Source organism: Actinoplanes sp. NPDC026619 (genome assembly GCF_040638295.1).
Taxonomy (GTDB): domain Bacteria; phylum Actinomycetota; class Actinomycetes; order Mycobacteriales; family Micromonosporaceae; genus Actinoplanes.
Map to the genome: position 1 here is coordinate 57,898 of NZ_JBEZYA010000037.1, position 11,805 is coordinate 69,702.

The 11,805-nt window shown below is 70.2% G+C and carries 13 protein-coding genes and 1 riboswitch; of the genes, 4 read left to right on the forward strand and 9 right to left on the reverse strand.

Going from position 1 to position 11,805, the window contains the following annotated elements:
• Positions 1 to 70 precede the first annotated feature (70 nt).
• Entirely contained in the window at positions 71 to 1,462 is a 1,392-nt protein-coding gene (locus tag AB0E90_RS45595; RefSeq protein WP_360418853.1) for a DUF222 domain-containing protein, read from the forward strand.
• Between the two features lie 90 nt (positions 1,463 to 1,552).
• On the opposite strand, the gene AB0E90_RS45600 is transcribed toward AB0E90_RS45595, so the two are convergent.
• A complete protein-coding gene (locus tag AB0E90_RS45600) occupies positions 1,553 to 2,443 on the reverse strand; it encodes a LysR family transcriptional regulator (RefSeq protein ID WP_360418855.1) in 891 nt (296 codons plus the stop codon).
• A 78-nt stretch (positions 2,444 to 2,521) separates the two neighbouring features.
• On the opposite strand from AB0E90_RS45600, the gene AB0E90_RS45605 reads away from it, so the two are divergent.
• Complete coding sequence (locus tag AB0E90_RS45605; RefSeq protein WP_360418857.1) at positions 2,522 to 3,493, forward strand: aldo/keto reductase; 972 nt, start codon at positions 2,522 to 2,524, stop codon at positions 3,491 to 3,493.
• A 177-nt stretch (positions 3,494 to 3,670) separates the two neighbouring features.
• On the opposite strand, the gene map is transcribed toward AB0E90_RS45605, so the two are convergent.
• Positions 3,671 to 4,441: a type I methionyl aminopeptidase gene (gene map, locus AB0E90_RS45610; RefSeq protein WP_360418859.1), complete on the reverse strand. Its 771-nt coding sequence runs from the start codon at positions 4,439 to 4,441 to the stop codon at positions 3,671 to 3,673.
• A 67-nt stretch (positions 4,442 to 4,508) separates the two neighbouring features.
• Here map and AB0E90_RS45615 point away from each other — a divergent pair, with 67 nt between their 5' ends.
• Positions 4,509 to 4,811: a helix-turn-helix transcriptional regulator gene (locus AB0E90_RS45615; RefSeq protein WP_360418861.1), complete on the forward strand. Its 303-nt coding sequence runs from the start codon at positions 4,509 to 4,511 to the stop codon at positions 4,809 to 4,811.
• A 98-nt stretch (positions 4,812 to 4,909) separates the two neighbouring features.
• On the opposite strand, the gene AB0E90_RS45620 is transcribed toward AB0E90_RS45615, so the two are convergent.
• The 3 genes from AB0E90_RS45620 to AB0E90_RS45630 form a co-directional block, all read right to left on the reverse strand.
• Positions 4,910 to 5,713, reverse strand: coding sequence for an energy-coupling factor transporter transmembrane component T (locus AB0E90_RS45620; protein WP_360418863.1), 804 nt, complete (start codon positions 5,711 to 5,713; stop codon positions 4,910 to 4,912).
• Between the two features lie 136 nt (positions 5,714 to 5,849).
• A complete protein-coding gene (locus AB0E90_RS45625; protein WP_360418865.1) occupies positions 5,850 to 7,286 on the reverse strand; it encodes an ABC transporter ATP-binding protein in 1,437 nt (478 codons plus the stop codon).
• Positions 7,287 to 7,328: 42 nt separating this feature from the next.
• On the reverse strand, positions 7,329 to 7,910 hold the full coding sequence (locus tag AB0E90_RS45630) for an ECF transporter S component (RefSeq protein ID WP_360418867.1): 582 nt from the start codon (positions 7,908 to 7,910) through the stop codon (positions 7,329 to 7,331).
• A gap of 115 nt (positions 7,911 to 8,025) precedes the next feature.
• A riboswitch (TPP riboswitch) is annotated at positions 8,026 to 8,128 on the reverse strand.
• A 139-nt stretch (positions 8,129 to 8,267) separates the two neighbouring features.
• Between AB0E90_RS45630 and AB0E90_RS45635 the strand changes: the two genes are divergently transcribed.
• Entirely contained in the window at positions 8,268 to 9,302 is a 1,035-nt protein-coding gene (locus tag AB0E90_RS45635; protein ID WP_360418869.1) for an alpha/beta hydrolase, read from the forward strand.
• Between the two features lie 39 nt (positions 9,303 to 9,341).
• Here the strand turns inward: AB0E90_RS45635 and AB0E90_RS45640 are convergent, their stop codons facing one another.
• The 4 genes from AB0E90_RS45640 to AB0E90_RS45655 all read right to left on the reverse strand — a co-directional run bounded on the left by AB0E90_RS45640 (position 9,342) and on the right by AB0E90_RS45655 (position 11,802).
• Positions 9,342 to 9,956 (reverse strand): hypothetical protein, encoded by a 615-nt coding sequence (locus AB0E90_RS45640; protein ID WP_360418871.1) that lies wholly within the window; start codon positions 9,954 to 9,956, stop codon positions 9,342 to 9,344.
• Between the two features lie 107 nt (positions 9,957 to 10,063).
• The gene (locus AB0E90_RS45645) at positions 10,064 to 10,483 is read right to left on the reverse strand and encodes a Fur family transcriptional regulator (RefSeq protein WP_360418921.1); all 420 of its coding nucleotides are present in this window, start codon (positions 10,481 to 10,483) and stop codon (positions 10,064 to 10,066) included.
• Between the two features lie 101 nt (positions 10,484 to 10,584).
• Positions 10,585 to 10,887, reverse strand: a complete 303-nt coding sequence (locus tag AB0E90_RS45650) for a metalloregulator ArsR/SmtB family transcription factor (RefSeq protein ID WP_360418873.1) — start codon at positions 10,885 to 10,887, stop codon at positions 10,585 to 10,587.
• 48 nt (positions 10,888 to 10,935) lie between these two features.
• Entirely contained in the window at positions 10,936 to 11,802 is an 867-nt protein-coding gene (locus AB0E90_RS45655) for a metal ABC transporter permease (protein WP_360418875.1), read from the reverse strand.
• Positions 11,803 to 11,805 lie beyond the last annotated feature (3 nt).

Sequence of the window (11,805 nt, forward strand, 5' to 3'; positions counted from 1 at the left end):
GGCGCGAGGGTTATCCACAGGCGGCAAAGATTAAGAGAAGCGAGCCGTACGGCTGTGCCAGTCTGCAGGTGTGTTGGAGGAGCTGGCCCAGGTTCGTGACGTGCTCGCCAAGTGCGGCGACGCGCCACTGTGGTCGGGTTCCGACGCGGAGGTCGTCGACGGACTGCGGCAGGCGCACGCGTGTGCCCAGCAGATGCAGGCGATCACCGCGCACCTGATCCGGGAGGCGGAGAGACGAGAGTTGCCGCGCAAGGAGGCCGCGTCGAACACTCCGGTGTGGTTGCGGCAGCGGCTTCGCACGAGCATGTGGGAGGGGCGGCGGCTCACCAGCCTCGCCGCCGCGCTCGATCGATCCCCGGCCCTCGACGCCGCTGTCTCCGCGGGTGTCATCTCGGCCGAGCAGGCGTTGATGATCGCGCAGTCGGTCGCCGATCTGCCCGCCGACGCCGGCGTCGACGCCCTGGCCAAGGCCGAGACGATGCTGATCTCGTACGCCACCCAGTTCGACCCGGCGACGCTCGGGAGGTTCGGCGCGCGGATCCTTTCCCACGTCGACCCGGAAGCCGCCGACCGGCACGACGAGGAAGCGCTGAGGCGACAGGACGAGCGTGCGCAGCGGGGGCGCGGATTCACGTTGAGCCCGCTCGGCGACGGCCGGGTGCGATTGTCGGGCTGGCTCGACACCATGGGCGCGGCGATCGTGAACGCGGCGCTGGATCCGTTGTGCCATCCGGGCCGGGATGCATCCGACGCAGAGGCCGAGGTTGAGCCAGGGAGTGAGGCCGGTGTCGACTCGAGCTTGGATCGCACTCCGGCGCAGCGTCGGGCGGATGCCCTGGTCGACGTGTGCAATCGGGTCTTGCGCGGCGGCGAACTGCCCACGTCGGGTGGAGACGCCGCGCAGGTCGTGGTGACGATTCCGATCGACGCTCTCCGAACCATGCCGTTGGAAGCGGCTGCTTCCGCTGGAAGTGCATCCTTCGCTGGGAAAGCCCCTGGTCGAAGCCGTGGGCCGGCGCGCGGAAGCAGCGGCGGTGTCAACGGTTCGCTGGACAACGATGCGCCGATCAGTGCCACCGAGGCGCGGCTGATGGCGTGTGACGCCCAGATCATTCCGTCGGTGCTCGGCACCGACGGGCAGGTCCTGGACATCGGCCGGGCCCGGCGCCTGTTCGTCGGCCCGATCCGCCGAGCACTCAACCTCCGCGATCGCGGATGCGTCTTCCCGTCCTGTGACCGCCCGGTGAGTTGGTCGGAGGGCCACCACATCAAGTCCTGGGCCGACGGTGGACCCACTGCGCTGTCCAATGCCTGTCTGCTCTGCCGATATCACCATCGGGTCATCCACAGCACCGACTGGGAGGTGCGCATCGCCGAGGACGGCCATCCTGAATTCATCCCGCCGGCGACCGTCGACCCGCAACGCCGGCCCCTTCGCAACGCCTACCACCGCCGCGAATAGGCCGACGACGCGGAAGCTATCGATCTCCTCGGATTCCGGCGGCCCAGCCGATCGCGCGTCCAAGGCCGCGCACTTTCGCGCCGTACCGACTCAGGCGCCAGTGGCGTGGTCGATCAACTGCTGGCGGCAGGTGCGGGCGGCCGCGGACAGTCGGTGGTCCCGGTGGTGAATGACCGCGATCTCCGGGTGGAGTGGTGCCGGGCGTAGCTGTCGTATCGAAATCGCGGGGCCGGGAGCCTCGGCGGCCGTTCGGGCTAGCAGAGCAACCCCGAGCCCGCTGGCGACCAGTTCCCGGATGCTCGCCGCCGTGTGCGTTTCGAACGGCACTCTCGGCTCGAAGCCGGCCTGTTGGGCTGCCTCGTCGAGGATGGACCGCAGGCCACTGCCGGCCGGGAGGCAGACGAACGACTCCTCGCTCAGTTCGGTCAGCGGGAGCGGGGCGGTGCCGTGAGCGAGGCGGTGCGCCGGTGGTACGGCCAGAACCACATGCTCGCGAGCGATGCGGTGCGCGGAGAACCGGGACGGCAGGTCGGCGTGGGCCGGGCCGACCACCAGGTCGGACGTGCCGGCGTCGAGTTCGGCGAGCAGCGCTGCGATCAGCCCGGAGCGAAGGCTGAGTGCCACGCCGGGGTAGCGGGCGTGGAAGCGGGACAACGCGCCGGGCAGGTCGAACCCGCCGACCACCGCGGTGGCGCCCAGGGTCACCCGTCCCGTGAGCACGGCGGCGAGGTCGGCCAGGTCGTGGCGCGCGCCGTCGAGCTCGTCGAGGGCGCGGCGGCATCGGATCAGGAACAGCTCGCCGGCCTCGGTCAGCGCGACTCGCCTGGTGGTTCGAGTGAAGAGTTCGACGCCGAGGGTCGACTCGAGGGCGCGTACCTGCGCGGACACCGCCGACTGGGCGACGTGCAGTTGCTCGGCCGCTCTGGTGAAGCCCCCGAGACGGGCCACCGCCTCGAAGTAGGTCAGCTGGCGCAATTCCACCGATTCATCTTGCGAAGTGATGAGTGGTAGCGCAACTCTGTCTTGGACATATCAAAGTGGTCGCGCCAGGCTCGACTTATGGAACAGCGAAGGCTAGGCGCCCTGACCACATCCGCGATCGGGCTCGGCTGCATGGGTTTCTCCCAGGCGTACGGGCCGGCCGACGACGAGGAGTCGATCGGCGTCATCCGTGACGCGCTCGACCACGGCATCACCCTGATCGACACGGCGATGAGCTACGGCCAGGGGCACAACGAGCGCCTGGTAGGCCAGGCCATCGCCGGCCGTCGCGAGGACGTCGTGCTGGCCACCAAGTTCGGCATTGTCCGAGGCGAGGGCGGAGTACGCGTCGACGGGCGGCCCGAGAACGTCCGCGGCTACTGCGACGCATCCCTGCAGCGGCTCGGCGTCGACGTCATCGACCTGTACTACCTGCACCGGGTCGACCCACAGGTGCCGATCGGCGAGACGATCGGTGCGATGGCCGACCTCGTCACCACTGGGAAGGTGCGCCACCTCGGTGTCTCCGAGGTCAACCCGGCCCAGCTCGAACAGGCGGTCGCGGCGTACCCGATCGCGGCCGTGGAGTTCGAATGGTCGCTGGCCTGGCGGGAGCCGGAGGACGACGTGGTGCCGGCCGCCAGGCGCCTGGGAGTCGGCCTGGTTCCGTACAGCCCGCTGGGTCGGGGTCTGCTCACCGGCGCTCTTCCGGCCGGCCCGTTCCCGGAGGGCGACTTCCGGCGCACCGACCCGCGTTTCGGCGAGGAGCACCTGACCGCGAACCTCGATCTGGTGCAGGCGCTCGCGAAGGCAGCCGAGGAGCGCGGTGTCACGCCGGGGCAGATGGCGCTGGCGTGGTTGCTCGCACAGGGCGACGACGTGGTGCCGATCCCTGGCACGCGCAATCGGAAACGTCTGGCCGAGAACGCTGCCGCGGCCGGCATCGAGGTCGGCCCGGTTGCTGTAGTCCCCCGTGAGGCCTGGCGCGGCGACCGCACGTCGTTCGCGGCACACGGAACCACTCGGAACTGGGCTGGGTCGACTGATTAGGCCAGGCGAGTGGGCCGACTGAGCAGGCTGAGCGAGCGGGCTGAGCGAGCGGGCTGAGCGAGCGGGCTGAGCGAGCGGGCTGAGCGAGCGGGCTGAGTTAGCGGGTCGAGTTAGCGGGTCGAGTTAGCGGGTCGAGTCAGCGGCCGGGTGGGGGAGTCGGTCGGCTCGCTGGCGCGGCTACTTCGGCAGGGTGAGAATTTCGGCGCCGTCGTTGGTGATGGCGATCGTGTGCTCGCTGTGTGCCGTCCGGCAGCCGGTCGCGCTTCGGAGTGTCCAGCCGTCGGCATCGGTGACGAGCGTGGCGGTGTCCGCCATGACCCATGGCTCCAGCGCCAGCAGGAGCCCGGGGCGCAGCTTGTATCCGCGACCAGGCCGCCCCGTGTTGGAGACATGCGGGTCCTGGTGCATCGTCGATCCGACGCCGTGACCGCCGAACTCGGTATTGATCGGGTATCCGGCTCCGCTGAGGACCGAGCCGATGGCGTGGGAGATGTCACCGATGCGAGTTCCGGGGCCGGCCGCCGCGATCCCCGCGCTCAAGGCGCGTTCGGTCGCGTCGATCAGCGCGACGCACTCCGCGGGCTTCGCGTCGCCCACGATGAAGCTGATGGCGGAGTCGGCGACGACTTCGCCCAGGGAGACGGCGAGGTCGAGCGACAGCAGGTCGCCGTCGGCAAGCGGGTAGTCGTGCGGCAGCCCGTGGAGCACGGCGTCGTTGACCGACGTGCAGATGTAGTGGCCGAACGGCCCGCGCCCGAAGGACGGCTCGTAGTCGACGTAGCAGGACTGCGCCCCGGCCTCGGTGATCATGCGGTGCGCCCACAGGTCGATGTCCAGGAGGTTGGTGCCGACCGTGCTACGGCTCTTCAAAGCCTGCAGCATGGTGGCGACCAGGGCGCCGGCCTCCCTCGCTCGGGGCAGTTGGGTGGGGTCCAGGATCTCGATCATGCGGGCGCCTTACTCGAACAGCCAATAAGTATCCCGGCCATATTATCCCGGTACTAGAATCGGAGCCATGGTCAGGTTGCCGCTAACTCCCGCAGAGGTCGAACGCGGGCAACGCCTCGGCGCCCTGCTACGGCGCGCCCGGGGGCAGCGATCGATGCTCATCACCGCGCTGGAGGCAGGTGTCTCGCCGGAGACGCTTCGGAAGATCGAGTCCGGTCGGGTGGCCACCCCTGCCTTCTCGACCATCGCGGCCATCACCGACGTGCTCGGCCTCTCCCTCGACGCGGTGTGGTCGGAGATCAGCCAGTCGGACAGCGGGACCGAACTAACAAGATCAGGTCGCAACGCCGGCGAGCGGCTGGCCTCATAAGGCCCGGCCCCGCAGCTCCGTGGCCGCTGGCGACGCCCGACGACCGAGACGACAGCCGACGACCGAGACGACAGCCGAGGCGACGACTGAGAACCCGGCTAGATGATCGGCCGGAACAGGCCCAGCGCGATCGTGGTGGCCAGGATCAGCGCGGCAACTCCGACCGAGCCCACCACCAGCAGCGTGTCCGGCCGGGTGAAGGTCTGCCGCCGGGCGTAGCTGCGTGGCACCCCCGAGTCGAAGCCGCGCGCGTCCATCGCGACCGCCAGCCGGGTGCCCCGTCGTAGGGCGCCTACCAGCAGCGCGAAGGCGGTGGCCGCGAACAGGCGTACCGCGGCGATCGGATTGCGTCCGGCGTCGACGCCGCGGGCGCGGCGGGCCAGGGTGAGCATCTGCCACTCGGCGCCGAGCAGCGGCAGCAGCCGGAACGCGGCCAGTGCCCCGATCGCGAATCTGGGGGGCGCCTTGGCGTTCTGCACGAGCGCGTCGGCCAGATCGGTCGGGTCGGTGGTGGCGAAGACGATCACGCCGGGCAGAGCGATCGCGAACAGCCGCAGGATCAGTCCGAGCGCGGTCGTCAGCACACCGGTGGTGACGTCGAACGGGCCGAGTCCGACCAGGACGGTTCCGCTGCGGTCGGCCGCGAACAGCACCATCGTGATCAGCACGCCGGCGCCGGCCATGAGCAGCGGCCAGGCCTGCCGGGCCAGCACCGCATAGCGCAACCCGAACAGCGGCAACAGGGCCAGTTCGACGACCAGCGCGATCGCCGGGGTGAGCGGATCCAGCGTGGTGATCAGCGGCAACGAGAAGAGCAGCGCGGCCGCGAGCTTCGCCACCGGATTGCGCCGGGCGAGCAGCGCCGACGGATCCGCGACCGGCTGCGAAACGAACGCGGTCACGGCTGAGCCTCCCGCTGAGCGACCCGCAGGGCCACCGGCCGAGAAGCCGGCCGAGAAGCCAGCCGAGAAGCCGGCCGAGAAGCCGGCCGAGAAGCCAGCCGAGAAGCCAGCCGAGCCGTCCTCGTCCAGGCACAGGTCATGACGGGCGCCGGCGGGGAAGTGGCTCGTGCAGACGAGGCGAACCGAGCGGGAACGTCCGGTCGGCGAGCGCCTGCACGAAGTCGTCGTCGTGAGTCACCGCGACCACCGCATGCCCCTCGTCACGCAGCGTGGCCAGGAGCGTGACCAGCTCGATCCAGGTGCGGCGGTCCTGCCCGAAGGTCGGCTCGTCGAGGACCAGCAGGCGCGGGGCGGTGGCCAGGGCGGTGGCGACGCTCAGCCGGCGGGCTTCGCCACCGGAGAGGGTGTACGGGTTGGCCGCCGCCAACTTCGTGAGCCGGAGACGTTCCAGCAGAGAGTCAACGACGACAGAGATTTCCGATGACGTACGCCCGACCCGTCGCGGCCCGACCGCAAGCTCGTCGGCGACCCGGGACGTCACGAACTGGTGCTCCGGGTTCTGGAACACCGAGCCGATCCGGGTCGTCAGGGTCGCGGCCCGCCACTTGTGCGGCGGTCTCGGGTCGCCGAACGCCGACACCTGGCCGCCGGTCGGCGCGAGCAGACCGCCCAGCACCAGCGCAAGCGTCGACTTCCCGGCGCCGTTCGGCCCGGTCACGGCGAGGACCTCGCCCTCGCCCACCGACATCGACACCCCGCGCAGGCGGTGCTCAACCGTCACGTCCCGGGCGCAGGCCAGCTCGGCGGCGGCCGGGGAGCCGGACTTCAGCGGCGGGATGCGGAAACCGGGCACCCAGACGCCTTCGTCAGCGAGACGATCGCCGTACGCGGCGAACACCATCTCGGGCGCGCCGTCGGCCCGGATCCCGCCACCCGCCTCGAGCACCACGACCCGGTCGACCAGCGGGAGCGCTTCGGCGACCCGGTGCTCGACCAGGATCAGCGTCGAGTCGTCGCCGTGCCGCGAGCGGGTGATCGCCTCCCGGACCAGTTCGGCGCCGGCCGGGTCGAGATTGGCGGTCGGCTCGTCGAGCAGCAGCAGGCCGGGCCGCAGCGCGAGCACCCCGGCCAGCGCCAGCCGCTGCGCCTCCCCACCGGACAGCGCCGCCGTCGACCGGGTGATCGGGTACGGGAAACCGACGCGGTCCAGGGCGTCGCTGACCCGCGGCCAGATCGCGGCGGCCGGCACCCCGCGGTTCTCCAGGCCGAACGCCACGTCGTCGCCGCTGCGGGCCATCACCAGCTGGGTCTGCGGGTCCTGGAAGACGATGCCGACGCGGTCGCGGGCTTCGGCGGGGGAGCGGCCGTCGATCTCGACGGTGCCGGCCTGTTCGCCCGAGTCATCGGGGAGCAGGCCGGCCAGCGCGGCGAGCAGGGTGCTCTTGCCGGCCCCGGAGGGACCGAGCAGCAGCACCCGCTCGCCGTCGTCGATGCGCAGGTCGACGTCGCGGACCGCCCAGGCGCGACGCCCCGCATGCCGCCACCCGAAGCCCCGAAGGACGACCGCGCTCACGACTCACCGCGGGAGGGGTTCATGATTCACATCGAATCAGGACTAGACGAGGGCGCGTGAACGGCCCGCCGCGAACCGGTCCAGAACTCCGGTCTGGGCGAGTGCCCGCACCAGCAGCACGCTGCCGAGTCCGGCGATGACCAGGGACGACGCCGCGGTGATCGCGATGTAGGGCAGTCGCATGGTGGCCCAGGACGTGCCGGGGTACCAGACGAACGCGTCGTACACCGAGGCGACGATGCCGGCGGCGGCGCCGGCGAGCAGGGCCACCGGCAGGTTGTAGCGCTTGTAGGCGAAAGCCGCGAAGATCACCTCGGCGCCGAGGGCCTCGAGCGGTCCTTGCACGACGAGGGTCCAGCCCCAACTCGTGCCGATCGCGACCGAGACCAGCGAGGCGAGCGTGAGGGTATAGAACGCGGCGCCCGGCTTACGCACGATCAGCGCGCCGAGCACGGCCGGGACCAGCCACATTCCGTAGAGCACGGCGCGGCCGGGCAGCGGGATGGCGTCGGCCGGCCCGTTCCAGAGCAGGTTCCACGCCCAGAAGATGACGCCGAATGCGACCGCGACGATCGAGGCGATCACGATGTCGATCGTGCGCCACCGGTTGGTGTCGGTTGCCATGTGAGCCTCCCAATCTTTGCCTTGGCTGGCAAATACAGCCAGCAAATACAGCTGGCAAATACACTGGGAGGAGACGCACGCCGGCCTCGGCCTGGCGGCCTCGGACACGGCGCGGCTGGAGAAAAGACCGAGCTTCCTGCGCTGGCATTACCCAGATCAGGTACGAGGGTCTGCGGTTGCCCGCACTCTCAGCGCTGTGCGCTCCCCTGTCGGATCGAAGTTCGTTCGTGACCTAGGCCGACCCGCGCATCACCTGGGCGATGCAACTGATCTCCGCCGTCGCGAACAACCTTCGCTGTATGTGTTTCCATGACGCTAACACCGTTGTGAGTCCGGGGACAGCGAGGGAGCCGTCACATGTCGATCAAGCCGACCGAGATCAAGCCAACGGAGATCAAGGCGCGGGGCATGACCTTCGACGTGTACGAGGGTGGGCCCGCCGACGGCGAACCGGTTCTCCTGCTGCACGGGTTTCCGCAGGACCACCGTGAGTTCGACCTGATCCTGCCGCGACTGCACGAGGCCGGGCTCCGCACGTACGCCCTGGACCAGCGCGGCTACTCGCCCGGCGCGCGTCCGGGCAACGTCGGCGCGTACCGGATCACCGAACCCGCCGCCGACGCGATCGCCGTCCTCGATGCCCTCGGCGTCGAGAAGGCGCATGTCATCGGCCACGACTGGGGCTCGCAGGTCGGCTGGCTGCTGGCCGCCCAGCATCCCGACCGGGTGAGCACCCTCACCGCCATCTCGGTGCCGCACCCGCGAGCGCTGCGGCTGGCCATGCGCGTACGCCCGACCCAGCGCGCCCGGTTCGCCTACTTCGCTCTCTTCCGCAGCCCGATCGCCGAACGTTTCCTGCTGAGCGCCAACGCGGCCGCGCTCAAGGCAATGCTGCGCCCGATCGGCGAACGCGCCGCGCTCTACGTGGACGCCATGCGCGAATCGGCCCACCCGATCGAATCGGCCCACCCGATCGAATCGGCCCACCCGATCGAATCGGCCCACCCGATCGAATCGGCCCACCCGATCGAATCGGCCCACCCGATCGAAGCGGCCCGTCCGATCGAATCTGCTCAATCCAACGAATCGGGCGAACCAAGCCGGCTGACCGCCGCCCTCAACTGGTACCGCGGCCTGGACGGCCGCGACCTGAGCGACGTCGGTGTGATCACGGTGCCCACGACATACGTGTGGAGTGACCGCGACGGCGTCGTGGCCCGCACCGCCGCGCTACGCACCCGGGACTGGGTCGAGGCCGACTACCAGTTCGTCGTCCTGCGCGGCGTCAGCCACTGGGTGCCCGAGCAGGCGCCGAACGCCCTGGCCACAGCCGCGCTGGCCCGCATCACCGGCGGGAGCCGCGGCAGCGGGGTCGGGGACAGCGGTGCCTAGGGCAGAGGTGTTGGGGACAGCGGTGTTAGGGGAACAGTGTCAGCGGCGGCGGCCCGACGCCGACAGGCCCAGCTTCCTGAGTTCCAGGGCGGCGAGCGCGTCGACCGCTTCGGCGTCGCCGTTGCGCCAGCTCTGCGCGATGTCCGGGCCCAGCTTGGCGAGCTCGTTCAGCGGCTGACTGGCCAGCGCGCGCAGCGCCAGCAGATCGCGGCCGGCGGGCTCACGGCGTACCGAAGAAGCCACCCCGGCCCGGCGCATCCACCGCAACCGGAACGGAAGCCAGAGGAAAAGGACCAGCGCAAGGGGTACGGCGAGGGTGAGGATCGCCATGATCAGCGCCAGCTGATCGACGATTTGCTGTTGCTGCGCGCCCGCGTCGGCGAGGGAGCGGGCCGCGTCGGCGGCGCCGTTGAACGGTTTGACCAGGTCGTCGCCGACCAGCGGCACCTTGCCGACCTTGCTGCCGGCGTCGGCCAGGTTGTCGGCGATCCCGCCGCCCGCGCTCTGCAGCTTCTGACCGGGAACGGCCAGCTTCTCGACCATCCCGTGGACCCAGAAACCGGCGCGGATCCACAGGTAGACCCAGACAACGATGATGATGTCGGTGAGCAGTTGGCGGATGGCGGTGGGGAGCCGCTCGGCGTAAAGCTTCACGGCGCTCAGCGTCCCACGTAGAGCCACTCAGCGCTCGGCCGGCTCAGCACCCCAACAGCTCAGCACCCCAACAGCTCAGCGTGCCTTTAAAAGCTCAGCAGGGCCGCTCAGTGTTTGGCTGCGCAGTCCGGGCAGGTGCCGAAGATCTCCATCGTGTGGGAGACGTCGACGTAGCCGTGTTTCGCGGCCACCCGGTCCGCCCAGGACTCCACCGCCGGGCCCTCCACCTCGACCGCCCGGCCGCACGACCGGCACACCAGGTGATGGTGGTGGCCCTGGCTGCACCGGCGGTAGAGGTGTTCGCCGCCCGGCGGCCGCATCACGTCGATCTCGCCGGCGTCGGCGAGCCCCTGCAGCGTGCGGTACACCGTGGTCAGGCCGACGCGTTCGCCCCGCTCGCGCAGCAGCGCGTGCAGCTCCTGGGCGCTGTTGAAACCCTCGGTGTCGGCAAGCACGGCGCTCACCGCACTGCGCTGCTTGGTGTTGCGCTGCGCGGGCGACTCGGACTGTGCCGGTGATTGGGCCAGTGCCGGTGGTTGGGCCAGTGATGGTGATTCGGCCAGTGCCGGTGATTGGGCCAGTGCTGGTGATTCGACGAGCGCATGTGACTCGGGGAATTCGGCGGTGGTCACGATCGGACCTCCCTCGCGTGGCTGACGGCGTCGGCGACGATGTGCGCGACATGGTCGTCCACCAGCGAGTATGCGATCTCGCGGCCACGACGTGCACCCCGCACCACGCCGGCGCCGCGCAGCACCCGCAGATGCTGGGACACCAGCGGCTGGGGCGCGCCCAGCTTCTCCACCAGTTCGTGCACGCAGCGTTCTCCCACACCGAGCTCCGCGACGATCGCGACACGAATGGGCGCGGACAGGGCACGCAACAGCTCCCCGGCCGCCTCGTACGCCTCGTAACCGGTCGACGTCGTCATCGCACCGCCCAATTTAGCGTGTTTCGGAGGTCGGCCGGCGAACCCCGGTCAGCTCTGGAGGACGACATCGGGCGGCTCCACCTCCCGGGGCTGGTGGGCGCGGCGGCGCAGCGCCCGGACGGCGGCGCCGCCCACGGAAATGGCCACGAACGCGGCCAGGGCGAGGATCACGGTGGTCGCGCCGGGCGCGGTGTCGATCTCGGCGGAGACGGCCACGCCGGCCCCGGCGGCGCCGAGCCCGATCACCATGGCGAGCGCCATGGTCGTCAGAAAACCGCGGGTGACCTGCTGGGCGGCGGCCACCGGCACCACCATCAGGGCGGAGACGAGCAACAATCCGACGGTACGCATGGCGATGGTCACGGTCACCGCGGTGGTCACGGCCATCAGCAGATTGAGGGTACGCACCGGGAGGCCGCTGACCTTGGCGTACTCCTCGTCGTTGCAGACGGCGAACAGCGCCGGCCGGAACACCGTCATCGCGGTCAGCACGGCGACGCCGAGGATGACGATCACCACCACGTCCTGCGGCGATGTCGTGATCAGCGACCCGAACAGGTACTGCATCAGGTTGGCGTTGCTGCTGTCGTCGGAGAGGCCGACCAGCACCACGCCGCCCGCGATGCCGCCGTAGAACAGCAGCGCCAGGGCCAGGTCGCCGGAGGTGCGGCCACGCTGGCGGATCAGCTCGATGCCGACCGCGCCGATCGCCGACACGATCACCGCGCTGATCACCGGGGAGTGGTGCAGCAGCAGGCCGACGCCGACGCCGGTCAGCGCCACGTGCCCGATGCCGTCGCCGATCAGCGACAGCCGCCGCTGCACCAGGTAGATGCCGAGGGCGGGCGCGGCCAGACCGATCACCAGCGCGCCGACCAGCGCGCGGATCATGAAGTCGTACTGGAAGAGATCCATGCG

Coding starts and splice junctions, on each gene's coding strand:
- AB0E90_RS45655 (WP_360418875.1), bottom strand. CDS start 11,802: ATGGATCTCTTCCAGTACGACTTCATGATCCGCGCGCTGGTCGGCGCG.
- AB0E90_RS45605 (WP_360418857.1), top strand. CDS start 2,522: ATGGAACAGCGAAGGCTAGGCGCCCTGACCACATCCGCGATCGGGCTC.
- AB0E90_RS45635 (WP_360418869.1), top strand. CDS start 8,268: ATGTCGATCAAGCCGACCGAGATCAAGCCAACGGAGATCAAGGCGCGG.
- AB0E90_RS45650 (WP_360418873.1), bottom strand. CDS start 10,887: ATGACGACGTCGACCGGTTACGAGGCGTACGAGGCGGCCGGGGAGCTG.
- AB0E90_RS45630 (WP_360418867.1), bottom strand. CDS start 7,910: ATGGCAACCGACACCAACCGGTGGCGCACGATCGACATCGTGATCGCC.
- map (WP_360418859.1), bottom strand. CDS start 4,441: ATGATCGAGATCCTGGACCCCACCCAACTGCCCCGAGCGAGGGAGGCC.
- AB0E90_RS45615 (WP_360418861.1), top strand. CDS start 4,509: ATGGTCAGGTTGCCGCTAACTCCCGCAGAGGTCGAACGCGGGCAACGC.